Genomic DNA, 22356 nt, shown 5'->3' with positions numbered 1-22356 from the left:
TCGGCGAGGGCCCGTGGCGGAGATCACGGGGCACTTGGGGCCACCTACGGTGGCGTAGGTCACTTCACACAGTGAACTATCTCCTCCATGGCCGACTACCAGGAGACCCCCGACCTCAATTCGTACGCCGCGCTCGGTGACAGCTTCACCGAGGGCCTGAACGATCCCGGCCCCGACGGGCAGTTCGCCGGCTGGGCCGACCGGCTCGCCGGGATGCTGGCCGGACGGCAGCCGGAGTCCGACTTCCGGTACGCCAACCTGGCCGTGCGCGGCCGTCTGCTGGACCAGATCGTCGCGGAGCAGGTCCCGAAGGTCCGCCAACTCCAGCCCGAACTCGTGACGTTGTGCGCGGGCGGCAACGACATCCTGCGCCCGGGCAGCGACCCGGACCTGATCGCCGAGCACTTCGAGTCGGCCGTCCTGGAGCTGCGCGAGAACGCCGGGCGGGTGCTGATCTGCACCGGCTTCGACACCCGCAACGTGCCCGTGCTGCGTCACCTGCGCGGCAAGGTCGCCACGTACAACTCCCACCTGTGGGCGATCGCCGACCGCAACGGCCTGGCCGTCGCGGACCTGTGGTCGCTGCGCGCGGTGCACGACCGCCGGGCCTGGTCGGACGACCGGCTGCACCTGTCGCCGGAGGGCCACCAGCGGGTGGCGCTGCTGGCGGCGCGCGCCCTGGGCCTCACCGCGGTCGACGACCCGGAGGCCGCCTGGCCGCCCGCGCCGGCCACCACTCCGGCCGACCAGCGCCGGGAGAACCTCCAGTGGGCCCGCACCTACCTGCTGCCGTGGGTGGGGCGCCGGCTGCGCGGCGAGTCGTCCGGCGACCACGTCGAGGCGAAGCGCCCGGAGCTGCTCCCGCTCTGACCCGAAACGCGGAGCCGGGCCCGAGACACCGGGCCCGGACCGGAGTACGGGGCCCGACGCGCCTTGCCGGGCCGAAATGTGCCTGGACACCACTGCGGGCCGCCCCGCCCCCACGCGGAATGCGGCCCGCAGCCCCCAGGTGAGAACCCTGCCTCGCCCTACTCGACGATCAGCTCCACCGGAACGTTCCCGCTGATCGCCTTGGAGTACGGGCAGACCTGGTGGGCCTGCTTGACCAGGAGCTCGCCGGGCTCGCCGACCAGCGCCTCCGGCAGTTCCACCCGGATGACGACGGCCAGGCCGAGGCCGCTGTCGTCCTTGCCGATGGTGACCTCGGCGGTGACGGAAACGTCCGAGACGTCGATCTTCGACTGGCGGGCGACCAGGCCGAGCGCGCCGGAGAAGCAGGCCGCGTACCCGGCGGCGAACAGCTGCTCGGGGTTGGTGCCCACGCCGTCGCCGCCCAGCGACGGCGGCATCGACAGCTTGAGGTCGAGCTTGCCGTCCGAGGTGACGGAGCGACCGTCGCGGCCGTTCGAGGTGGCAACGGCGGTGTAGAGCGGTTCCATGTCGAGCTCTCCTGTCGTCCTGATTCCAAGTCCTTGACGGACCGGTTCACGGTGTCCGGCGGTGTGGTCCGCCGGCGCCGTCCCCGGCCTGCCCTGCTCCAGAAGTAAAGCACGCTATTCAATTGCGCACAACTCAATCGTCCACAACTCGGCCGCTTGCTACCCTTGAACCATGACCAGGCACGACGAGAACCGAACTCCCGCGGGGCCCACCGAGGTTGACGCGATGCTGGACGACCTCGCGGCCGCAGGCGCCGACCTGCGCTCCGACATGCTCCTGCTCGACCAGCAGCTCTGCTTCTCGCTGAACGCCGCCACCCGCGCGTTCGGCAGCGTCTACCGGACGGCGCTGAAGGACCTGGGCCTGACCTACCCCCAGTACCTCGTGATGCTGGTGCTCTGGGAGCACGGCGAGCTCCCCGTCAAGCGGCTCGGCGAGCGCCTGCGGCTGGACTCCGGCACGCTCTCCCCGCTGCTCAAGCGGCTGGAGGCGACGGGGCTGGTGGCGCGCGAACGCAGCCCGCAGGACGAGCGGTCGGTGATCGTCTCGCTCACCCCGGCCGGCCGCGACCTGCGCGACCCCGCCCGCGCCGTCCCCCGCCACATCGGCGCCGCGGCCGGCCTCTCCCTCGCCGAGCTGCGCACCCTGCGCGAACTGCTCACCCGCCTGACCGCGAACCTGGACGCGGCCGAGGCCTGAGGCAACGAACCCGGCCGAAGCCCGAGCAGCGAACCCGGCCGAAGCCTGAGCGACCGACGCGGCCGGGGCCCGAGCGGCGGACGCGGTCGATGCCCGAGTGACCGACGCGGCCGGGGCCCGGACGCAGCACACGCCCGGGCCCCGTTCGCCGCAGTGACCTACCGGTGCCGCAGGTACGCCGCCGCGGTCGCGCGCAGCCGCTCGTGCAGGCCGTCGTACGCGCGGGCCCGCCCGAGGACGGACTTCGGCAGCTTGGCGACCATCGTGTAGTTGGTGTCGCAGACGTTCGCGGCCGGCGCCAGGCCCGCCTGGCTGACCAGCTGGTAGGCGTCGAGCTGGTCCAGGCCGAGGAGTTCGCCGGTCCAGCCGACCAGGTCGTGCTGGCTGATCCGGAACGCGTCCTCCAGCGGGCGGGCGGAGCCGGTGCTGATCAGGTAGTCGTCGTTCTCCAGGCGGGGCCAGGCCGGCCCGCCGCCCTTGATCAGGTCGACGATGACGGTGGTGCGCATCGCGGCCTCGACGGCGGTGCCGCACACCTCGCCCTCGCCCTGGCGGGCGTGGCCGTCGCCGATGGCCAGCAGGCCGCCGTCGACGTTGACGCCGAAGTAGGCGGTGGTGCCGGCCCGCATCTCGGGGGTGTCGAGGTTGCCGCCGTGCGCGCCGGGCGTGATCGAGGCGAGCACCTCGCCGGCGGCGGGGGCGACGCCGACGGTGCCGTGCATCGGGTCCAGCGGCAGGGCGACCGTGAAGTCGCCGCCCCGGGCGCGGAAGTGGCACAGGCCGGCGGCGACGTCGAGGTCGTAGACCCAGACCCGTTCCTCCAGCGCGGGGTGCAGCATCGCGGTCTGGTGGGTGGCGGTGAGTGCGCCGAAGTGCGGGAAGGTGCTGGAGATGCCGTGGTCGCGGGCGGGAGTGATTTCGACGAAGTGCACGGCGAGGACGTCCCCGGGCTCGGCGCCGGCGACGGCGATCGGGCCGGTGACGGGGTTGAGGTAGGGGAAGACGCAGACCTGGCTGGGCAGGTCGCCGATGCCGCGGACCTTGCCGCCGAAGCAGTCCTCGGTGGTCAGTTCGACGATGCTGCCGGGTTGAACGGTCGTCAGCGGGGCGCGTCCGCCGAAGGTGTAGGCCCAGTCCTCCGGTGCGGGGGTGAGCTGGACGATCTCGGGCAGTGTCACTTCTCGGTCTCCTCGGGGGTCGGGTCGGCGACGGCCAGTCGGGGCTTGCGGCCGGTCAGCATCAGGCCGGCCAGCACGATCCCGCCGATCAACAGCCAGACGAAGCCGAGGCGTTGGGCCGCGATGTTGGCGTTGACGACCACGTAGCCGAGGATCGCGAAGCCGAGCACCGGGGCGATCAGGTGGCGCCAGTAGTCCTTGCTGCGGTTGCGGATCAGGAAGTGGACGACGACGGCGACGTGCAGCACCAGGAAGGTGGTCAGCGCACCGAAGTTGACCAGGGTGCTGAGCAGGGTGATGCCGTCGGTGCGCGAGGCCATGTACAGGCCGAGCACCAGCGAGATGGCGGCGGTCAGCAGGGTGGCGTTGACGGGCACCCGGCGGGTGGGGTGGATCTTGGCGAGGAAGCGGGGCAGTTGGCGGTCGCGGGCCATCGCGAACAGCAGCCGGGAGGTGGCGGCCTGCGCGACCAGGGAGTTGGCGAAGCCCCAGGCGACGGCGGTGGACGCGGCGGTCAGGGTGGCCAGCCAGCCGCCGGCGGCGGTGCGGGCGGCGTCGTAGAAGGCGGTGCCGTTCGGGTCGCCGTCGCGGATCAGCGCGTCCGGGTCGGCGACCAGCAGCGACGCCACCCAGGTCTGCACGATGAACAGTGTGCCCGCGAGCAGCAGTGCGGCGACCATCGACCGGCCGATCGCCTTGGTGGAGTCGCGGTTCTCCTCCGAGAGGGTGGAGATGCCGTCGAAGCCGAGGAAGCTGAGCACGGCGATCGAGACCGCGCCGAAGGCCAACGGCCACGAGAAGGTGTCCGGGTTGTACAGCGGCGTGAAGTCGAAGCCGCGGCCCTTGCCGTTGGCGAGCGCGATCACGCCGACCACCAGGAACACGGCGAGCACGACGAGTTCGCCGATCAGCACGGCCTTGTTGACCTTGGCGGTGGTCTCGATGCCCAGGTAGTTGACGACGGTGTTGAGCAGCACGAAGCCGATCAGCCACAGCCAGACCGGGACGGACGGCACCAGCGAGTTCATCGCGACGCCGGCGATCAGGTAGAGCAGGCCGGGCACCAGCACGTAGTCCAGCAGGATCATCCAGCCGGACAGGAAGCCGACGGGTGCGCCGATGCCGCGTCCGGCGTAGGTGTAGACCGAGCCGGCCATCGGGAACGCCCGGGACATCTGGGCGTACGACAGGGCGGTGAACATCATCGCCACCATGCCGAGGACGTAGGCCAGGGCGACCATGCCGCCGGAGCCCTGGAAGACGCCGCCGAAGATGCCGAAGGGGGCGATCGGCACCATGAAGACCAGCCCGTAGACGAGCAGGTCGGTGAAGGTCAGGGACCGGCGGAGCTCCTGTTGGTAGCCGTAGTTCTCGATGCTCCGGGGCGCGGGTGTGTCGGCCATGGTGCTCTCTCTCCGTGACGACCCTGGGATGTGTGGGGGATGCGTGGGGGAGACTGTAGAGGCAAGTATTTCCATATGGAAGGGTTTTGCAGCTGCGTCCTGCCGGTCGAGACGGCGGACGGCTGTCGGTACCCGCAGGTCAGCGCACGTGAAGCGGCGGCAGGACGGTGAAACCGAGGCCCTCGGCCCGGGCCAGGTGCACGGTGCGCGGCTCTCCGTGCAGCAGCCGCCCGGCCGCCCGGGCCAGGCCGTGCGGCTCCAGCGCGTGACGGTCGGCGAGTGCCGCGAGCAGCTGCAGGCCGTCGTAGAGGCCGACCGCGTAGGCGTCCAGGACGGGCGCCCACGGCCCGCACAGCGCCCGGTGCCGCTCGCCCAGCAGCTGCCGGGGCTCCTCGGCCAGGGTGGCGAAGGACGGCATGGCGGCGTACAGCGTCCCGGTGTCGTCGCCGCCGAGCGCGAGCAGGCCGTTCTCCTCCAACGCGCCGGACAGCCGCACCAGTCGGCGGTCGAGTCCGCTGCGGCGCAGCGCGCGGTTGAAGTGGACCAGGTCGCGGCCGATCAGGCTGAGCAGCAGGGCGTCGGCGCGGGCGGTGCGCAGCTCGTCGAGCAGCGGTTCGACGGCCGGCTGGACGGCGCCGAACGGGACGCGGCGCTCCAGGACGATCCGGGCTCCGGCCCGGGTGGCGAGGGCGGCGGCGGCGCGGTGGACGGAGCGCGGCCAGATGTAGTCGTTGCCGATCAGCGCCCAGCGCCGGAGATGGTGACGCTGCGTCAGTTCGGTGACGGCGAGGCCGAGTTGGCCGGACGGGTCAGCGCCGGTGCACAGGACGCCGGGGCGGCGGGTGCCGCCTTCGTGCGGCGGGGTGTAGATGTAGGCGATGCGTCCGGCGGTGACGGTCTCGACGGCGCGGTGGACGTCGCTGGTGTGGCAGCCGGCGAGGGCGTCCAGGGCGCCGGCGTCGAGCAGGCGGCGGACTTCGGCCGCCACGGGGCGGGGTGCGCCGCCGCCGTCGACCAGGACGAGGTCGAGGGGGCGGCCGTGGATGCCGCCGCGGGTGTTGATCTCGTGCGCGGCGAGCAGTGCGCCGTCGAGCGCGGAGGGGCCGGTCAGGCCGAGCGGGCCGGACTGCGGGACGACGAGGCCGACGCGGAACGCGCCGTCCTCCCTGGGGAGGTGCAGCGCGTCGAGCGGGTCGACCAGCCTGGCATCCAGCGTCACCAGTGCGAGTATGGTCGGGATGTCGGCCCCGGGAAAGCCCGCGTGGCTCGGGGGACCGCGGAACGGGAGGGTCGGATGGCCATCGAGGGTGCGGCTGCCGCGCACGGAACCGTCGTGCCGGGGTCGGCGGGCTCGCCGCCGTTGTTGGTGGAGCTGGTGGCGCTCGCGCATCGTCGGCTCACGTCCGGTCTGGCGGCGGCGCTCGCGGAGGAGGACTGCACGGTCGACCAGTGGCGGGTGCTGCGGGCGCTGGCGGACGGCGAGGGCCGGTCGATGGGCGAGTTGGCGCAGGCGCTGCTGATTCCGCAGGCGAGCCTGAGCCGCCTGGTGGACGCCCTCGCGGATGCGGGGCTGGTCTACCGTCGCCAGGACGACCGGGACCGCCGCCGGATCACCGCCCACCTCTCCCGCCAGGGCCGCTCCCGCCTGTCGCGGCTCGACGCGCTGGCCGCCGCCCACGACCGCGCCGTCCGCGCGGCCTGCGGCCTCCCCGACCCCGCCGGCCCGCTCGCCCGCCTCGCGGCCCTCTGAGCGCCCTCGCGGGCCGCCCGCCCAACTCCCGGCGGCCTCATGCCAGTTGCGCCTCCACGTGATCCAGCGCGACTGCGTCCTCGCCCACGTCCCCTCCCCTCCTCACTCGACCGCCCCCTCCGCCCCAGTTCCACCCGCACACGCCGAAAATCCCCCCGCCTCACGCCAGTTGCGCCTCCACGTGATCCAGCGCGACCCGCACCGCCCCCAGCGCGACCGCGTCCTCGCCGAGCGCCGAGGAGGCGACCCGGGGCGGCATCGGGCAGAGCGTGTCGAGGGCGTGCTGCACGGGCTCCCGGACGAGGTCGTCGGCGCGGGAGAATCCGCCGCCGACGACGACGAGTTCGGGGTCGAAGGCGAGGGCGACGGTCGCCGCGCCGAGGGTGATGGCGCCGAGGAAGCGGCGGATCCGGTCGGCCGCGTTCGCGTCTCCCGCTCGTGCGGCGGCGATGAGCGCGGCGACGGCCTGTTCGGAGGATTCCGCGTCGGGATCGTCGACCAGGTGGCCGGGGGCGGCGTTCCAGCCGATCTCGGGGAGCGCGCCGATCTCGCCGAGCGAGCCGTTGTGGCCGCGTTGCAGGACGCCGCCGTTGAGGACGCCGACGCCCATCCGCATGCCCGCGAGCAGGTAGACGACACCGCCTCGTACTCCGACATCGTGTTCGGCCTGCTCACCCTGGCCGGGTTCGCCTACGCCCCGCAGCTGGCCGACCTGCCCGGTGGCCTGCGGCCCCTGCGCGACAAGAATGCGGCCGACGGCGCGTAGGCACTGGCAAGGCGTGTCGGGCCGCGGTCGGCCGAGGTGTTTCGGCGGTACGAGGGCTTCAGGCCCCTTCTTCCGGTGCGCGGGCGGTGCTGTCGGCCGGGGTGAGGCAGCGGCGCACGAGAGCGAGGGTGCGCTGTGTGACCGTATCGAGGGGGGTGCCGTTCTCGACGGCGGCCAAGGCGGTGTGCAGCATTCCGGCGATCAGGTCGGCCGTGAGCGCGGGCTCGGGAGCGCCGAGCTCCCGGACGGCGGCGCGGAACGGTTCGACCTGATCCAGGTGGAGTTCCATCAGCCGTTGCTGGCAGGCCGGAGGAAGGCCGGCGTTCATGAGGGCGACGGCGGGCCGGTGTGCGCCTTCGGCGCCCAGGCGGAGGCTTTCCCCGAAGAACGCCTCGACGCGTTCCAGTGGGCCGTTCGCGGTGGCGATGGCGCGGGTGAGTGCCTCGTTGGAGCGCCGGAAGGCTTCCTCCGTGATGGTGGCGAGGAGGGCTGCCGAGGAGTCGAAGTACTGGTAGACGCTGGAGCGGGCCAGGCCCGCGCGGGCGCCGACCGCCGCCGGTGTGACGGCGGCGGCGCCCTCCTTGACCAGGATGTCGATCGCCGCTCCGATCAGCGCCTCGCGTTGCTGGGCACGGTGCTCGGCGACGGTGGAGGCGTTGATCTTCGGCATGCGGGCGGGCTCCTGGAGGGGTGGAGAGGGCCGGGAATGCGGTGCCGGTCGGCGGCCGCCCGTCAGGACAGGCGTCCGTCGACCATCTCGTACACCCGGTCGGCAGCGTCCATTATCGCCGTGTCGTGGGTGACCATGACCGTGGCCGTTCCGCGCTCATGGGTCTGTTCGGCGATCAGCCGCACCGCCTCGGCGGACCGTACCCGGTCCAGTGCCGAGGTGGGTTCGTCCACCAGCAGGACGGCGGGGGAGGTCATCAGGGCGCGGGCCAGACCGGCGCGCTGGCGCTCGCCGCCCGACAGCTGGTGCGGACGGGAGCCGGCGCGGTGGGTCAGCCCGACGGCTTCGATGAGTTCGTCTGCGCGGGCCCGGGCAGTGGTGTCGAGGCGTCCGTCGATGTGCAGGGGCAAGAGGAGCTGTTCCCTGACGGTGAGGGAGGCCAGCAGGTTCGACTGCTGGAAGACGAAGCCGATGTGGCGAAGGCGGGCGGCGGTGCGTTCCTTGTCCGACAGGGCGGTCAGCTCGGTGCCGGCGATGTGCACGGTGCCCGAGGTGGGCCGCTGGAGGCCGCCGGCGACGGCGAGGAGGCTGGACTTGCCGGATCCGGAGGGGCCGACGACGGCGACGAACTCGCCGGGGGCGACGGTCAGGCCGACGTGGTCGAGGGCGGTGACGGCGGTATCGCCGTCTCCGAGGGTGAGGGTGACGTCGTCCAGGCGCAGCCCGCCGGAGCGGTCGGTGTCCGCGGCGGCCTGGTGGTCGGTGGCGGGTGTGGTCATCGGGTGGCTCCCAGAGCGGTCAGGGGGTCGACGGCGGTGATGCGGCGGACGGCGACGACGGCGCCCACGGTCCCGAGGACGACGAGGAGGCCGGAGGAGGTGGCGATGGCCGGGGCGGAGAGGGAGAAGGGGGCCTTGCCGATCATCGCGCTGCCCAGGGCCAGGCCGACGGCGGTGCCGAGGGCCGTGGCTCCGACGAGCACGGCGACGACCTGGGCGAGCGCGTCGCGCAGGATGTACCCGGTGCGGGCGCCCAGTGCCTTCAGCAGGGCGATCTCGGGCTTGCGCTGGACGGTCCAGACGGTGAAGAACGCGCCGACGACCAAGGCGGAGATGACGTACAGGAATCCCTTGATCAGGGCCATGGTGCTCGACTCGGCCTCATAGCCGGGGGACGCGTCGAACGTGGCCTCCTTGGTCTCGGCGAGGGTCCCGGTTGCCTTTTCCGCCGCGGCGACGTCGGTGCCCGGCTTCAGGGTCAGGGCGACGGCGGTGGCCTGTCGGCTCGCGGCCTCGGGCAGGTCGCCGGGCAGGCCGTAGTGCAGATGCCGCCACGTGTCGAGGTCTGCGTAGACGACGCCGATGTGGCCGTAGGAGACGGTCTCGTCGACCAGTCCCACGACCTTCAGCCGCACCTCGCTCTTGTCCGCGGTCAGCACATCGCCGATCTCCACGCCCAGGTCGGCGATCTCCCGGGTGATCACGATGCCCGCACTGCCCTCCTTCAGGCCCTCACCCTTGCCGGGGCTGGGTGCCAGGGGGGAGTCCGGTGCCATGCCGAAGACGGCGAGGTTGACCTGCTCGCCCTTCATGGCGCCCTGGGTCACCTGGGCATTGGCCAGGGTGTTCCCGAACGGCTCCGCGCGCTCCACTCCTGGGGTCTTGGACCAGGTCTGCCAGTCCTCCTGCTCCACGGTTGAGCGGGAGAACTGCTCGCTGGTCGCCTTCTCGTCGAAGGCCATGTGGGTCACGGGCAGCGCGCGCAGCCCGGATATACCGGCGTCCGCCAGACCGGAGGCGAGTCCGGACAGGAGGACACCGAGTACGGCGATGAGCGCGACCACCGCGCCCATCAGGGCGAAGCGACCGCGGGCGAAGCGCAGATCGCGTAGGGCAAGGAACACGGAGCTCTCCGAGCGAGGAAGGGAATGAGGACACGACAGGCTGGCCACGCCGCCCCTTTGCCTAAACTTGACGACGCAGATGTCGGCATCTTATCGGATGTTGCCGACGCACCTGTCGGCATGTTGTTGTCGCGTACGTCGGCCGGATCCTCCCCGCCAGGCCGCCCCTGTGCGGGTGCGGCCTGGCTTCGCCTGGGGTTGCACCCGGTCCGCCGACCGGCCGGATCGCTCGCGAGGCCTGGCCGCCGAGCTGTTGATCACGACGTCGGAGCAGGTTGAAGAAACCGCCGTCACGCCCCGAGAGCCGGCGGACCGCCGTCGCAGAGAGTTCCTTCCCACCGGACTGCGGCGTCGGGAGAACAGCACTGACGCCTCGTGCAGTCGGCGCCGGCCAGACCAGGGGAATGCTGGGGGTGAGGGCCTGCTCCGCGATCAGCGACGGCTGTCGCCGGGAGCGAGCAGGCTGGTGAGCTCGGCGATCGCCTCCGGGGACGGCTTGAAGTAGCGGCGGACGTTCTCCGGATTCTTGTGCCGGGACTTCGCCATCAGCATCAGCAACGACGCGCCCTGTTCGCCGAGGTGGGTCAGGGAGGAGTGGCGGTACTCGTGCAGATCCCAGCCCGTTCCAGGTCCGCGTACGGCGGTGTGCTCGTCCAGCAGGACGCGGGCTTGCCCGTACGACAGCCGGGCGAACCCGGTGTCCGGGCAGACGTCACGCGCGCAGAGCACCTTGCCGGACCCCGGGCGGCGGTGGGTGACGAACACCGGCCCGCGGGTGCGGCCCTTCAGCAGGCGGGGCAGGAGCCGGGCGGTGCCGGCGTCCCAGTACACGGCCTCCAGCACGTAGTCCTCGCGGGCCCGGCCCCGACGGCGGGCCTTGGTCCGGGCGCCCTTCGCCTTGACCGGGCAGCGACGCCCGGCGAAGTCCAGGTCCTCGATGTTCACACCGAGGATCTCCTCCGCCCTGGCCGAGGTCTCGTAGAGCATCCGCCACAGGGTCTTCTCCCGCAGGTGGACCTCGCGCCGGGCGATCAGCCGGTCGACGGCCATCTTCGATCGGGCCGGGGTCTCGGAGTCCGGTACTGCCAGCCGCTTTGCCCAGGCCGGGACCGTCGGGCCCTCGTACCCGCGCTCGGAGCACCAGCCGCCCAGGACAGCACGGCGCCGCGGCGGGCGTTCCAGGTGTTCACCGCCGAGCGGCCCCACAGCAGTTCCAGCGCCTCGCCGATCTCGGCGTCCTCCACCACGGGATGACCCTCGGCGCGACCAAGTAGCCGCCCCCGCAGCCGGGTTCGGCCCGGCTGCTCGCAAGGCCCCCGTGAACCCCACGTCAGGAGAGGGCAGCACGTGACCCCGACATTCGTTCCCGCACGCCTGAGAGGCCTGAGCGGCCTGGGCGCGCTCACCCTGGCCGCCGCGGCGCTCACCACGTTCGCGGCCCCGACGGCGCACGCCGCCGGCACCGCCTACTACGTATCCGCCTCGGCGGGCAGCGACACCAACAGCGGCACCTCGCCCGACGCGCCGTGGAAGTCGCTGGCGCAGGTCGGCAGGCAGACCTTCCAGCCCGGCGACACCGTCGCCTTCCGGGCCGGCGACACCTGGACGGGGCAGCTCGCCCCGCACGGCTCCGGCACGGCGGCCGCGCCGATCACCTTCACCTCGTACGGCACGGGCGCCCGCCCGAAGCCGGACGGGCAGGGCGCGGTGGCGTCCGTGGTGCTGCTGGCCAATCAGCACGACGTCACGGTGAGCAACTTCGAGATCTCCAACTCGGCCGGACCGATCGCGAGTTCGACGCCGTACCGGATCGGCGTCAACGTCTTCGCGCAGGACGTGGGGGCGGTGCCCGGGATCCGGATCACCGACAACTACGTGCACGACGTCGACGCGCCGCCGAACAGCTCCAACCCGCGCTCGGGCGGCATCATCTACACGGTGCGCGGCTCGGCCACGCCCACCTACTTCACCGGGCTGACGGTGCGGAACAACGAGGTGGCGAACATCGCCTCGTACGGCATCTCGGGCTGGTCGACCTGGATGCAGCGCGACGGCTGGACGTCGCTGTGGCCGTTCCTGGGCGCGCCCACCACCGAGTACCGGCCGTTCACGCCCAGCACCGGCACCGTGATCAGCAACAACTACGTGCACGGCATCGCCGCGGGCGGCATCGCACCGCTGGTGGTGCGCGACACCATGGTCGACCACAACACGGTCGCGGACACCGCGCAGGCGCACGGCAACGTGGCCATCTGGTGGGCGGACGCGGACAACACCACCGTCCAGTTCAACGAGATCTCCGGCACCGAGTACAACGGCCCGCAGATGGACGGCGACGCGCTCGACGCGGACGAGGACAGCCGCGGCAGCCTGGTGCAATACAACTACTCGCACGACAACGGCGGCGGGTTCTTCATCTCGGTCTCCGGCGACTCGGCGCCCGCCACGGCGGTCGTCCGGTACAACGTCAGCCAGAACGACCGCAACGAGATCTTCACCTTCTCCACCAACACCACCTCGGTGCAGGTCTACAACAACACGGTGTGGGTGTCGCCGAACAGCGGCGCCGCGATGACCACGCCCGGCAGCGCCACCTCGATCGCCGACCTGGCCGGCTACCGGCCCACCGCGACGTCGCCGATCCTCCAGCAGGGGCTGGAAGTTCCGAACGACGGCGGCCGCGACGCGGTCGGCGCCGCCCTGCCGCAGGGCATGCCCGACCTCGGCGCGCTCCAGCGCACCGCCGGCACCGGCCTCACCGAGGCCGCGCCGACCGTGACCAGCTCGTACGCCACCGGCCAGGGAACGCTCGCGGACGGCTCGGACGCCAGCAGCTGGGCCTCGCCGTCCAGCGGCGTCGCCATGGGCGGCAACCTGACCCTCGCCTACCCGAACCCGCGCACCGTCTCCCAGGTCGAACTGGCCACCCACTTCGGGACCGGACAGGGCATCACCCGCTTCGACGTGCAGTACTGGAACGGCTCCGCCTGGGTCACCGCGCTCGCCGACGCCACCGTGGCCTGGTCGTCCAACTCCGCGACCGTGGAACGCCGTTCGGTGACCCTGCCCGCGCCGGTGACGACCGGCCGGCTGCGGCTGGTGGTCCGCGCGGCGAACCTCCAGTGGGGCAACTTCGCCGTCAACGAGATCGGCACCCGCTGACCCCCGGCCCGGGGGCCGCACCGGCCCCCGGGCCACCCCACCCCCACCTCAGGAGCACCCGTGCCCGCGCTGCCGCACCTGGTCCCCCGCGTCGATGACGGTGACCGGCCCGGGCGGCTGGCACCTCACCCCGACCACCCCGCTGCGCATCGAACCCGGCCTCGAACCCGTCGCCGAACTGCTCCGCGAACTCCTCGACCAGCCGCTGCCCCGCGCCACGGCCGACACGCCCGGCGCGCTGACGCTGCGCACCGAGCCCGCCCTCGCCCCGGAGGCGTACCGCATCGAGGTGACGCCCGCCGGCGCGACCGTCACCGCCGCCGGGCCCGGCGGCCACCGGATCGCCGCCCAGACGCTGCGTCAACTCCTCGACGAGGGACGGCCCGACGGGCGCGGCGGCGTCTCGGTGCCGTGCGTGGACATCGCCGACGCGCCCCGGTTCGGCTGGCGCGGGCTCCTCATCGACGTCGCCCGGCACTTCTTCCCGATCGAGTTCCTGCACAAGCTGGTCGACCTGGCCGCGCTGCACCGCCTCAACGTGCTGCACCTGCACCTGACGGACGACCAGGGCTGGCGGATGGAGATCGAGAAGTACCCGCGCCTGACCGAGGTCGGCGCCTGGCGCGCGGAGACCCTGGTCGGCCGCTACACCTTCCAGGACGACCCCGACGCGGTCTTCGACGGAACGCCGCACGGCGGGTACTACACCAAGGCCGAACTGAGCGCCCTGGTCGCCCACGCCGCCTCCCGCGGCATCACCGTCGTCCCGGAGATCGACCTGCCCGGGCACATGCGGGCCGCGATCGCCGCCTACCCCGAGCTCGGCAACGACCTGGAACCGGCCCGCCCCGTCTGCACCACCTGGGGCATCACCGAGCAGATCCTCAACGTCGAGGAGCCCACCCTCCAGTTCTGCCGGGACGTCCTCACCGAGGTGCTGGAGGTCTTCCCCGGCCCCTACGTCCACCTCGGCGGCGACGAGGTTCCCAAGCACGAGTGGCGGCAGTCGCCCCAGGTGCAGCAGCGGATGCGCGAACTCGGCCTGCCCTCCGAATCCGCGCTCGCCGCGTGGTTCACCCGGCAGCTCGCCGAGTTCCTCACCGCCCGCGGCCGCCGCCCGATCGGCTGGGACGAACTGCTGGAGGACGGTCTGCCCGCCGGGACCACGCTGATGTCCTGGCGCGACGAGGAGGGCGGCGCGCAGGCCGCCCGGCTCGGCCACGACGTGGTGATGACGCCGCACCAGCTGCTCTACTTCACCGTCTACCAGGCCGACCCGGACCGCGTCGAACAGCCGCTCGCGGTCGCCGAGGTGCTCACCACCGCCGACGTGTACGCCTACCGCCCCGTCCCGGCCGGCCTCCCGCCGAACGCCGCCGCCCACATCCTGGGCGCCCAGGGCTGCCTGTGGACCGAACTGATGCCCACCGCCCGCCAGGTCGAGTACATGGCCTTCCCCCGCCTCTGCGCCCTCGCCGAAGTCCTCTGGGGCACCGCCGGCGACTACCCCGAGTTCGCCTTCCGCCTCACCAAACACCTCCGCCGCCTCACCCGCCTGGACGTCACCCCCGGCCCCCTGCCACCCACCCGCCCGCCCACGGCACCCGGGCCCGGTGGTGTCCCTGGACGGGCTGATGATGATGAACACCACGGTCTGGGGTGATGGCGCTGTCAGTACCATCGCCATCCGCCCTGAGCCCGATCCGCGACCGGGTCCGGTGCGACCGGACCCGCCCGGCGATCTCGGTGTCCCTGGGCACGAGGGGGTGGCCCTTGGTGCTTGACGGGGCATCCCGGCCGTCGGCGGGGCCGACCCGTCGCCGGGCTCCTGGCGGGTGGTCATGTCTGCCTGTCAGGAGTCCGGCGACGCGGGCACGGGCCCGGCCTCACTTCATCGCGGCCTCCCGGGGGATCTCCTTGACCTCGGCGGTCGGGGCGTTCCGCTTGACCGAGTCGATGCCTTTTTCGCAGGCGCCTTTGGAGTTGTATGCCTCGCCGACCGCGATGATCTCGCCGTTGCCGGCCTTCAGCCGGAACCGGAACTTGCCGGCCTTGTCCTCGTAGATCTCGAACTTCCCGGACATGACGTCTTCCTTCCTGACGTGGGTGTCTGGGCGCGTTCCCGAGGAGTCGCCCGCGAAGGCCGGTCGGCGCTGCAGGACCCTCGTCTGCGTGAGCGCCACCACTCGTCCGGCGGCCGGTTCCCGGGACGCTGACGCAGCGCACCAGCCCGATCCCGCGCCGAGGCCGGCATCCGCCGACGCGCGGGGCCAGGGACGGGTCGGACGGGACCGGGGATCGACCGGGCCGGGGCGACCGCGGAGTGCCCCGGCGGCACGGCCGAGGACCCGGGGGGCTGCCTCGAACCGATGAACTCCTCTACGCGAGACGCCCTTGCCGCGTTCGCCCGGCACTCCGCCGAGCGCCACGGCTGCTCGCCACCGGCACTGCGCTGACGGCCCGCCACTCGGAGGCCCGGGAGAGGGATGGTCAGGCGAACGTGCCGGCAATCCCGTCGGGCCGGGTCGGGCTGTGCGGATCCTGCTGGGCGTCCGGCTCGCCGAGGCGGGCGAGGACGGCCCGGCAGGCGCGCTGCAGTTCCTCGTCCTCCTCTATCGTCGTGAACAGGTTCTTGCCCCGTCCGGGCAGCGCCAGTTGGGCCTGCAGTGCGGGGGCGGCCGGGCGGGCGGCGAGGCCCATCCGCTCCAGGCAGGGCACGACGACGCGGCCGGTGCACGGGTTGTCCTCCCAGGCCGGGAGCAGGACGTCCAGCACCGTCTCGGCCTCGCGCTCGCCGCCGATGTCCCAGAGCGCGGCCGCACAGTGCACGCCGGGCCAGTCCCGGCCCGCCGCCCGCTCCCGCAGGCGCGGCAGTGCGGCGGCCGCCGCGGGGCCGATCGCGCCGAGCAGGCCCGCGACGTCGTCGATGTCGCCGGCCCTGAACGGCCCGCCGTCGCCGTCCAGCCCGGGCAGCAGCAGCGGCAGGACCTCGTCCGGGTCGGCGCCGACCGCCCAGAGCGCGGTGACCGCGGCGAGCGCCGTCTCGGCGTCCCCCGGCCCGCCGGGCTCGGCCAGCGCACGGATCGCCGACCGGGCCGGCGCCGCCGCCGGCCCGAACTGTCGCAGCGCCCGCAGCGCGAAGCCGACGATCGGCCAGTGGCCGCCCCGCATCGCGCGGTCGAGCACCTCCTCGACCGCGCCCAGCCCCGCCGGGTCCGCCAGGTCGCCCAGCGCGGCCAGGACCCCCGCCACCTCCTGCTCGGTCCGCTCCTGCTCCAGGTCGAACCCGCGCAGCCGATCGACCAGCCGGGGCGCCAACTCCCCCGCCGCACCCGGCAGACGCCCCGCGGCGCGGACCGCGCGCCAGGCGTCCACCCCGTCGTCCAGTGCCACCAGCAGGCTCGGCAGCGCCCGCGCGTCGCCGAGGCCGGCCAGCGCAAGGACGGCTTCCTGGTGGGCCCGGCGCAGCTCGCGCCGGGGATGGGCCCACGTGCGGGGCCCGCACTGCCCGCACTGGCCGGCGCACTGCCTGGTGACGAAGGCGGCCAGGGCCGGGCGGGCGGGTTCGGCGAGCGGACCGCACGCGGCGAGGGCGGCGGCGGCCTCCGCGACGACCTGGGGGTGCGGGTCGGCGAGGTGGTCGCCGATCAGCGCGACGAGCGGGCCGTGGTCGCCGCGCCAGGCCTGGATCAGCTCCTTCGCCATCCGCAGGGCGTCCACCCGGGCGCCCGCGTCCTCGCTGCGCAGTTGCTGGGCCAGGAGCTCGGTGCGCTCGGCCACCCGACCGTCCAGCACTTCGTGGAAGGTGTTCAGCAGTGCGGTGACCGGCGAGTGGACCTTGCCGTGCCGGGCGAGTTCCTCGAACGCGGCGATGATGTGGGCCGGCGCGCTGCCGGGCTCGATCGCGGGCTGCGGCGCGGCCGGGGCCGGGGAGTGCCACCAGTCCTCGGCCGGGGCGGGCTGCTCGCGCAGCAGGCCGACCGCCGCCCGGACCGCCTCCTGGGCGTCGAACTCCGGGACGCAGCGGGCGCGCTGGACCAGTGCGCCCAGCCGGACGGTCGGATCCAGCGCGGCGTCGTCGAGGAGCTCGCCGAGCCATGCGGTCGCGAACTCCGACACCTCCGGCCGCCGCAGCGCCAGCACGGCCGTCGTCCGGAGGACCAGCAACCGCTCCACCGCACCCGGCTCGGCCGCGAGCCGCTCGCGCAGCACAGCGAAGGCGCGCTGCGCGTCGTCGACGAACAGCCCGAGCGCCGGGACCGCCGCCTGCCTCACCAGCCGGTCCGGCACCGCCACGAATCCGATGAACGCCTCGGCCCGCTCCCGTACCAGCGTCGCCGCCTCGGGGTGCCCGATGTAGTCCCAGTAGTCGTCCTCGGCCTCGGCGTCCTCGCCGGCGACTGCCGCGTCCTCGTTGTCCTGTACGTGGTCTCGCTCGAACGCGAGGCGCTCGATTGCCGATTCACCGATGCTCACCAGCAGCTCGATCACCGCCGCCCGCCCCAGCGTGGCAGCGTCCTGCGCCAGCTCGAACAGGAACGGCAGGCTCGCGGCGGTACACCGGTACACATCGCCCTGGTGGTGCACGGCACTGTAGAACCTGCTGAGCGCACGGCTGGGCGTCTCCTCCTCGGCGGAGCCGAGCTCGCGCAGTAGCGCCGGCACCTCCTCCGCGGTGCCGTAGGCGTGGTGCATCTTCGACCAGTCGATGTCGTCAAGTCCCTCGAACATGCCCGGCACTCTGCCCACCGCCACTGACACCGGGACGCCCTGGGCACACGGAGGAACCTCCGGCCGGCCGCCGGGCTGCCGACCGGAGCAGTAGGCAGCGCGGCACCCGTCGTCCTGCGCTGAAGCTTCGTCACCCGGGGGCTGTCGGCCGTTCCCTGAACAACCTCGGCCTGGCGGTCTCGAAGCTGTCGCGCGCCGCGTGGTGGCGGCGGTGATCGACGCCTGCCCGCAGCGCCTGGTCGAGGACGTCCTCGCCGTCAAAGGCCATGCGGTACGCCTGCCGGACCAGGGGGCCGTCCACATGTCCCACAGCGAGCGGTTCACCCCCGAAAGCCCCCGACCAGTCCCCGACACCCCTCCCCTGGCGCAAGCGGCCGACCATGGACCGGGCGGAGAAGGGCACGCTGGCGGTCGTGAACTCGGTGGTGCTCCGCTCCAGCGGCCAGAACCTCACCCTGCCTGGCACCGCGATCGAGATGACCTCACGGATCGGCAAACCACTCCTTCTCGGCCTGGCCGCGCTCGCCGTCCGCTCCCGCGTCAAACGCTGACCGCCCATGGGCGGCGGCGGTGAAGTCCCTGACCTCGGCACCCGCTGGACAGCCATGACGACCTACGGGCGGTGGCCGCGTACGGGTGGGCCAGCGAGCACGACCAGCCCGACCGGCTGGCGCTGGACAAGCTGGTCGCCGACCCCTGGCGGCACTACCGCACCAGCAGCAGCGCCCGCCGCTCCCCCACCCTGAGCCCGAACGCGCCGCCCACGCCCCACAGGACATCGACCGCCCGGTCGAGGCCGGCTGCAAGGACACCGCGGCCCGCCGACGAGCCGACACCCAGCAGCGCGGTACTGGAACTGGACCGGCGCCACCGTGGTGACAGGTGACGACCTCCGTCAACATCTTGGTCCGGGCCCGTTCGGGGTCTGCTTCGTAGGCGCGGCCGGCGAACGGCGACTGCGTGACGGTCGAGCATGCGGATCGCGCGGCCGCCTGCCTTGTGGACTTGGCGCTCGGGGTGGTCGCGGTCCTGCACTCATCACCGCATCAGCATCTGCCGGACTGCCGGTGGACCGGAGGTTGAGTGCACCGTCGCGGTGCCCCGACCGGTTCGAGACGAGCAGGACCTCGCACAGGGGTCTACCGCCAGATGAAGTTGGTTTGGCATCCCCGGCTGCTCTTGTCCACGAGGTAGCACTGGGTCTTGAAGTTGCGGTAAACCCGCTCCCACCGGTCACTGCGGCTGTTGTAGACGTTGATCTGCAGCGTCTGGTTCGGCTTGAACCACCACCGGTCCTGCTGTCCGCAGTGGATATCACCCTCGTATTCGTCGGACAGGGCGAAGTTGGGCGTGTGGACGTACTTGCCGTTCTGGTTGTAGCCGCCGACGTTGGCCTTGGTGAAGTCCTTCCCGTAACTGTTCTTGGAACAGATCCACGCCTGGTAGTTGCGCTCAGCCGCGTACACGGGCGTCACCGCCCCCGCCAGCACAGTCAGCGCCGCCACCGAAACGCCCACCGCGGTCCAGCGCCCCCCCCGATTCGGCCCACGATCCACTCCTTTTTCTGTCGCCAGTGACGGATTTCCGTCGTCCTTTATGGAATCATTTTTCTACCCCGTGGTCGTCAACCCGGCGGTTGACTTTTTCTCACCTCCGGTAAAACCAGCGCGGTACGAGGCCCTCCAAGGCCGGCTGTGGCTCCCCTTGGACCGTCCAAGGGTGTCCGGCGGGGGCGCTGGAGGGCCGTTGATCCTGGAGACTGACGGTGGTCGGTTCGCGGAGCAGCAATCGGTGGTTCTGCGACGGCGCGACGTGCGCCCCGGCCTGCTGGAGCTCGCTGATCGGAGCGACCGCGCGAGCCGTGGCGGGACTCGTCACGAGAACGTCTGTCCGGCCGGGTTCACGGCCCGCCGGCGCTTCCCTCCCCGAACGGGAGGCCAGGCTCAAGCGGCGCGCACCGCCCCGGCTCACCGACGTCCATCGCCAGCTCCTGCTCGACGGGGCGCAGGCGGACGCACCGGACGACGACATGCCGACCACCACCAGGTGTCCTCGGGGTCAGCCGAGTGCGCTCGACGAGCATCCTCGTACGTCCTTCCGCGCTCGACGGAGGGCCAGGACGACGGCACCCGGACGCATCCGCAGGCGGCCGCACGTCGCGGCCACCCTGGACGAGCGCGCCCGCACAGCCATGCGCGCCCCGGCACGCCGAACCCGGCGGGCAGGGCGCCGAACCGCCGGCTGCCCCGGTCCGTGGCGTTGCTACTCGCCCGTGACGACTTCCACCCCGCGCCAGAACGCGACCCGGTCACGGACGTGCTCGGCCTCCGGCTTCGGTTCCGGGTAGTACCAGGCGGCATCCGAGTTCTCGACGCCGTCCACCGAGACCGTCCAGTAGCGGGCAGTGCCCTTCCAGGGACAGGCCGTCGTCGTGTCGCTGGGCACGAACAAGTCCCAGTTCAACGCGTCCGGCGGGAAGTAGTGGTTGCCCTCCACCAGCACCGTGTCCCGGGACTCGGCCAGCACCGCACCGTTCCACACTGCACGCACCATTCGTGCCACCGCCTTCCCCGCTGCACCGACATGCCCTGCCCCACCGTCAACTCCCCGCACCACCACCGCATTCCGAGCCCCCGCCCCGCCACCACCGCACGGAGGAACGCCGACACCGATCACCGGGAGCGTTGGTGGCACTGGATCAGGCACGGCGCGGCGGCATCAGACCGGCCTCGTACGCGACGATGGCCGCCTCCACCCGGTTGCGCACGCCCAACTTCGAGAACAGCGCACTCACATGGGCTTTCACCGTGCCCTCGACCACGTGCAGACCAGCCGCGATCTCCGCGTTGGACCACCCCGCAGCCAGTCCGGCCAGCACCTCGCGCTCCCGCTCCGTGAGCCCCTCCAGCGAACGCCGCGGATACGCCACCCGACGGGCACGCATCCCTGCAACCACCCGGCCCGCGACCCGGGGGGACAGGTAGGCACCGCCGGCGCCCACCGCCCGCACACCGTTCAGCAACTCCCGCGGATCATCCGCCTTCAGCAGGAAACCGTCGGCGCCTTCCTCCAGAGCGCGGGTGATGTACTCGTCCTGACCGAAGGTCGTCAGCATGATCACACCCACTCCGGCCGACTCCTGACGGAGCCGCGCGGCCGCCGCCAGCCCGTCCATGCCGGGCATCTGAATGTCCAACAGGATCACATCCGGCCGGTGCAGACGGGCGAGCACGAGAGCCTCCCGACCGTCGCCCGCCTCGGCGACCACGTCGACCTGCGGGTCCCTGGCCAGAACAGCCAACACCCCGGCTCGGACCATCGCCTCGTCGTCGGCCACCAGGACCCGGACCCGGCGGACGCCGGCTGTCGTCGCTTCCACGCGGCGAGCCTACGGCCGGTGCGCCGCCGTGCGGGCGGCCGAGTGCCGCAGATCCTCCCGGAGGCGGAGGGCACCCCTGACGAAAGGCAGGACGCCGCTGCCGTTCGACCGGTGGGAACGGGCACTGCGAACTCCTAGCGTCGGTTCCGCACCGGAGACGGGGCAGCCGCCGCAGGCCCGCCACCCGGCGATGGATGCCCCGTCACCTCCGCCGTCGCCTTTCGCGGGCCACGGAACACGGCTCGTTGCCCATCGCTCATCGCCCACTGCCCATGGCCGACAGGAAGGAATTTTCGTGATCACCGTCCGAGGACTGACCAAACGCTACGGCGGCACCCTCGCCGTGGACGGGCTGACGTTCGATGTCCGGGCCGGCCGCGTGACCGGTTTCCTCGGCCCCAACGGGGCCGGGAAGTCCACCACCATGCGCATGATCCTGGGCCTGGACCGTCCCACGCTCGGGCGGGCCCTGATCGCCGGGCGCCCCTACGCGGACCTGCGCCGGCCGCTGTGCGCGGTCGGCGCGATGCTCGACGCGCGGGCCGTCCACCCCGCCCGTTCCGGCCGCGCGCACCTGGTCGCCCAGGCCCGGTCGAACGGCATCCCGCTGCGCCGCGTGGACGAGGTGCTGGAGCAGGTGGGCCTGGCCAAAGCGGCCCGTCGGCCTGCGGGCACGTACTCGCTCGGCATGAGCGGGCGGCTCGGGGTGGCGGGCGCCCTGCTCGGCGATCCGCCGGTGCTCGTCCTGGACGAGCCGGTCAACGGCCTCGATCCGGACGGTGTGCGGTGGATTCGCGGGCTCGTCCGTGAGCAGGCGGCGGAGGGGCGCACCGTGTTCCTCTCCAGCCATCTGATGAGCGAGATGCAGCTGACGGCCGACCACCTCGTCGTCATCGGACGCGGGCGGCTGCTGGGCGACACCTCCATGGCCGAGTTCCTGGCCGCCGCCTCCCCTGCAGCGGCGCGCGCCGTGGTGCCCGACCCCGAGGAGAGGGCGGCACTGGTCCGCCGCCTCCTGACGGCCGACGGGGTGACCGTGGAGGCCTCCGAGTCCGGCGAACTCACCGTCGAGGGCCGCACCGCCGCCGAGATCGGCGACCTGGCCCACCGCTGCCGAGTGCGGTTGCACCGACTGAGCGACGTCCGGGTCTCGCTGGAGCAGGCGTACCTGGACCTGACCGCCCGCAGCGTCGAGTACACGACGGGCGGCTACACCGCGGACACGACCGCCGTACCCGCGGCGTCGGACGAAGGAGAACGCTGACCGTGACCATC

At 72.6% G+C, this 22356-nt stretch carries 22 protein-coding genes and 1 pseudogene; 9 read left to right on the top strand and 14 right to left on the bottom strand.

Annotated features, from left to right (window positions below):
• Window positions 1-87 precede the first annotated feature (87 nt).
• Window positions 88-870, top strand: a complete 783-nt coding sequence (locus tag IEZ12_RS26560) for an SGNH/GDSL hydrolase family protein (protein WP_189275391.1) — start codon at window positions 88-90, stop codon at window positions 868-870.
• A gap of 158 nt (window positions 871-1028) precedes the next feature.
• Here IEZ12_RS26560 and IEZ12_RS26555 read toward each other — a convergent pair whose 3' ends face one another.
• Complete coding sequence (locus tag IEZ12_RS26555; protein ID WP_189275389.1) at window positions 1029-1439, bottom strand: organic hydroperoxide resistance protein; 411 nt, start codon at window positions 1437-1439, stop codon at window positions 1029-1031.
• A 226-nt stretch (window positions 1440-1665) separates the two neighbouring features.
• Between IEZ12_RS26555 and IEZ12_RS26550 the strand changes: the two genes are divergently transcribed.
• The gene (locus tag IEZ12_RS26550; RefSeq protein ID WP_189275485.1) at window positions 1666-2139 is read left to right on the top strand and encodes a MarR family winged helix-turn-helix transcriptional regulator; all 474 of its coding nucleotides are present in this window, start codon (window positions 1666-1668) and stop codon (window positions 2137-2139) included.
• Window positions 2140-2297: 158 nt separating this feature from the next.
• Here IEZ12_RS26550 and IEZ12_RS26545 read toward each other — a convergent pair whose 3' ends face one another.
• The 3 genes from IEZ12_RS26545 to IEZ12_RS26535 all read right to left on the bottom strand — a co-directional run bounded on the left by IEZ12_RS26545 (window position 2298) and on the right by IEZ12_RS26535 (window position 5939).
• Window positions 2298-3317, bottom strand: coding sequence for an acetamidase/formamidase family protein (locus IEZ12_RS26545; RefSeq protein ID WP_189275387.1), 1020 nt, complete (start codon window positions 3315-3317; stop codon window positions 2298-2300).
• Entirely contained in the window at window positions 3314-4720 is a 1407-nt protein-coding gene (locus tag IEZ12_RS26540) for an APC family permease (RefSeq protein ID WP_189275385.1), read from the bottom strand. Before IEZ12_RS26540 ends, IEZ12_RS26545 begins: the two co-directional genes overlap by 4 nt.
• A gap of 139 nt (window positions 4721-4859) precedes the next feature.
• On the bottom strand, window positions 4860-5939 hold the full coding sequence (locus IEZ12_RS26535; protein WP_189275383.1) for a substrate-binding domain-containing protein: 1080 nt from the start codon (window positions 5937-5939) through the stop codon (window positions 4860-4862).
• Between the two features lie 75 nt (window positions 5940-6014).
• Between IEZ12_RS26535 and IEZ12_RS26530 the strand changes: the two genes are divergently transcribed.
• A complete protein-coding gene (locus tag IEZ12_RS26530; RefSeq protein ID WP_189275381.1) occupies window positions 6015-6470 on the top strand; it encodes a MarR family winged helix-turn-helix transcriptional regulator in 456 nt (151 codons plus the stop codon).
• A gap of 160 nt (window positions 6471-6630) precedes the next feature.
• Here IEZ12_RS26530 and IEZ12_RS26525 read toward each other — a convergent pair whose 3' ends face one another.
• A complete protein-coding gene (locus IEZ12_RS26525) occupies window positions 6631-7086 on the bottom strand; it encodes an ROK family protein (protein WP_229848060.1) in 456 nt (151 codons plus the stop codon).
• Window positions 7087-7128: 42 nt separating this feature from the next.
• Here IEZ12_RS26525 and IEZ12_RS40685 point away from each other — a divergent pair, with 42 nt between their 5' ends.
• Window positions 7129-7236 (top strand): hypothetical protein, encoded by a 108-nt coding sequence (locus tag IEZ12_RS40685; protein ID WP_373295531.1) that lies wholly within the window; start codon window positions 7129-7131, stop codon window positions 7234-7236.
• 58 nt (window positions 7237-7294) lie between these two features.
• Here the strand turns inward: IEZ12_RS40685 and IEZ12_RS26515 are convergent, their stop codons facing one another.
• The 4 genes and pseudogenes from IEZ12_RS26515 to IEZ12_RS26500 all read right to left on the bottom strand — a co-directional run bounded on the left by IEZ12_RS26515 (window position 7295) and on the right by IEZ12_RS26500 (window position 11236).
• Window positions 7295-7906 carry a TetR/AcrR family transcriptional regulator gene (locus tag IEZ12_RS26515; protein WP_189275377.1) on the bottom strand — a complete coding sequence of 204 codons (612 nt, stop codon included), beginning with the start codon at window positions 7904-7906 and terminating at the stop codon, window positions 7295-7297.
• A 62-nt stretch (window positions 7907-7968) separates the two neighbouring features.
• Window positions 7969-8685, bottom strand: coding sequence for an ABC transporter ATP-binding protein (locus IEZ12_RS26510; RefSeq protein WP_189275375.1), 717 nt, complete (start codon window positions 8683-8685; stop codon window positions 7969-7971).
• Window positions 8682-9809, bottom strand: coding sequence for an ABC transporter permease (locus IEZ12_RS26505; protein WP_189275372.1), 1128 nt, complete (start codon window positions 9807-9809; stop codon window positions 8682-8684). Before IEZ12_RS26505 ends, IEZ12_RS26510 begins: the two co-directional genes overlap by 4 nt.
• Window positions 9810-10241: 432 nt before the next feature.
• Window positions 10242-11236 (bottom strand): annotated as a pseudogene (locus tag IEZ12_RS26500) (tyrosine-type recombinase/integrase).
• On the opposite strand from IEZ12_RS26500, the gene IEZ12_RS26495 reads away from it, so the two are divergent.
• Both IEZ12_RS26495 and IEZ12_RS26490 read left to right on the top strand, forming a co-directional pair.
• Window positions 11157-12971: a right-handed parallel beta-helix repeat-containing protein gene (locus IEZ12_RS26495; protein ID WP_189275370.1), complete on the top strand. Its 1815-nt coding sequence runs from the start codon at window positions 11157-11159 to the stop codon at window positions 12969-12971. The pseudogene IEZ12_RS26500 and the gene IEZ12_RS26495 overlap by 80 nt on opposite strands.
• Before the next feature lie 94 nt (window positions 12972-13065).
• Entirely contained in the window at window positions 13066-14634 is a 1569-nt protein-coding gene (locus tag IEZ12_RS26490) for a beta-N-acetylhexosaminidase (protein WP_189275368.1), read from the top strand.
• 223 nt (window positions 14635-14857) lie between these two features.
• Here IEZ12_RS26490 and IEZ12_RS26485 read toward each other — a convergent pair whose 3' ends face one another.
• A complete protein-coding gene (locus tag IEZ12_RS26485) occupies window positions 14858-15055 on the bottom strand; it encodes a YegP family protein (RefSeq protein WP_100584533.1) in 198 nt (65 codons plus the stop codon).
• Window positions 15056-15461: 406 nt separating this feature from the next.
• Window positions 15462-17702 carry a HEAT repeat domain-containing protein gene (locus IEZ12_RS26480; RefSeq protein WP_189275366.1) on the bottom strand — a complete coding sequence of 747 codons (2241 nt, stop codon included), beginning with the start codon at window positions 17700-17702 and terminating at the stop codon, window positions 15462-15464.
• A gap of 380 nt (window positions 17703-18082) precedes the next feature.
• On the opposite strand from IEZ12_RS26480, the gene IEZ12_RS26475 reads away from it, so the two are divergent.
• Window positions 18083-18253, top strand: a complete 171-nt coding sequence (locus IEZ12_RS26475) for a hypothetical protein (RefSeq protein ID WP_189275364.1) — start codon at window positions 18083-18085, stop codon at window positions 18251-18253.
• A 71-nt stretch (window positions 18254-18324) separates the two neighbouring features.
• Complete coding sequence (locus tag IEZ12_RS26470) at window positions 18325-18588, top strand: hypothetical protein (RefSeq protein WP_189275363.1); 264 nt, start codon at window positions 18325-18327, stop codon at window positions 18586-18588.
• A gap of 253 nt (window positions 18589-18841) precedes the next feature.
• Here the strand turns inward: IEZ12_RS26470 and IEZ12_RS26465 are convergent, their stop codons facing one another.
• The 3 genes from IEZ12_RS26465 to IEZ12_RS26455 all read right to left on the bottom strand — a co-directional run bounded on the left by IEZ12_RS26465 (window position 18842) and on the right by IEZ12_RS26455 (window position 21039).
• Window positions 18842-19207, bottom strand: coding sequence for a hypothetical protein (locus IEZ12_RS26465; RefSeq protein ID WP_189275361.1), 366 nt, complete (start codon window positions 19205-19207; stop codon window positions 18842-18844).
• A gap of 757 nt (window positions 19208-19964) precedes the next feature.
• On the bottom strand, window positions 19965-20255 hold the full coding sequence (locus IEZ12_RS26460) for a DUF427 domain-containing protein (protein WP_189275359.1): 291 nt from the start codon (window positions 20253-20255) through the stop codon (window positions 19965-19967).
• Window positions 20256-20400: 145 nt separating this feature from the next.
• Window positions 20401-21039, bottom strand: a complete 639-nt coding sequence (locus tag IEZ12_RS26455) for a response regulator (protein ID WP_308431083.1) — start codon at window positions 21037-21039, stop codon at window positions 20401-20403.
• 337 nt (window positions 21040-21376) lie between these two features.
• Here IEZ12_RS26455 and IEZ12_RS26450 point away from each other — a divergent pair, with 337 nt between their 5' ends.
• Entirely contained in the window at window positions 21377-22345 is a 969-nt protein-coding gene (locus IEZ12_RS26450) for an ABC transporter ATP-binding protein (RefSeq protein WP_189275356.1), read from the top strand.
• The last annotated feature ends 11 nt before the right edge of the window (window positions 22346-22356 follow it).

This window comes from Kitasatospora griseola, from assembly GCF_014648555.1.
GTDB lineage: Bacteria > Actinomycetota > Actinomycetes > Streptomycetales > Streptomycetaceae > Kitasatospora > Kitasatospora griseola.
Note: the sequence above shows the minus strand (reverse complement) of the source record. Positions and strands in the feature narration are given on the sequence as shown.

What these genes read in the sequence shown, in the direction of transcription:
- IEZ12_RS26490 (WP_189275368.1), top strand. Translation starts at nt 13,066, where the DNA reads ATGACGGTGACCGGCCCGGGCGGCTGGCACCTCACCCCGACCACCCCG.
- IEZ12_RS26560 (WP_189275391.1), top strand. Translation starts at nt 88, where the DNA reads ATGGCCGACTACCAGGAGACCCCCGACCTCAATTCGTACGCCGCGCTC.
- IEZ12_RS26485 (WP_100584533.1), bottom strand. Translation starts at nt 15,055, where the DNA reads ATGTCCGGGAAGTTCGAGATCTACGAGGACAAGGCCGGCAAGTTCCGG.
- IEZ12_RS26475 (WP_189275364.1), top strand. Translation starts at nt 18,083, where the DNA reads ATGGACCGGGCGGAGAAGGGCACGCTGGCGGTCGTGAACTCGGTGGTG.
- IEZ12_RS26480 (WP_189275366.1), bottom strand. Translation starts at nt 17,702, where the DNA reads ATGTTCGAGGGACTTGACGACATCGACTGGTCGAAGATGCACCACGCC.
- IEZ12_RS26525 (WP_229848060.1), bottom strand. Translation starts at nt 7,086, where the DNA reads ATGCGGATGGGCGTCGGCGTCCTCAACGGCGGCGTCCTGCAACGCGGC.
- IEZ12_RS26460 (WP_189275359.1), bottom strand. Translation starts at nt 20,255, where the DNA reads ATGGTGCGTGCAGTGTGGAACGGTGCGGTGCTGGCCGAGTCCCGGGAC.
- IEZ12_RS26550 (WP_189275485.1), top strand. Translation starts at nt 1,666, where the DNA reads ATGCTGGACGACCTCGCGGCCGCAGGCGCCGACCTGCGCTCCGACATG.
- IEZ12_RS26555 (WP_189275389.1), bottom strand. Translation starts at nt 1,439, where the DNA reads ATGGAACCGCTCTACACCGCCGTTGCCACCTCGAACGGCCGCGACGGT.
- IEZ12_RS26510 (WP_189275375.1), bottom strand. Translation starts at nt 8,685, where the DNA reads ATGACCACACCCGCCACCGACCACCAGGCCGCCGCGGACACCGACCGC.
- IEZ12_RS26530 (WP_189275381.1), top strand. Translation starts at nt 6,015, where the DNA reads ATGGCCATCGAGGGTGCGGCTGCCGCGCACGGAACCGTCGTGCCGGGG.
- IEZ12_RS26515 (WP_189275377.1), bottom strand. Translation starts at nt 7,906, where the DNA reads ATGCCGAAGATCAACGCCTCCACCGTCGCCGAGCACCGTGCCCAGCAA.
- IEZ12_RS26540 (WP_189275385.1), bottom strand. Translation starts at nt 4,720, where the DNA reads ATGGCCGACACACCCGCGCCCCGGAGCATCGAGAACTACGGCTACCAA.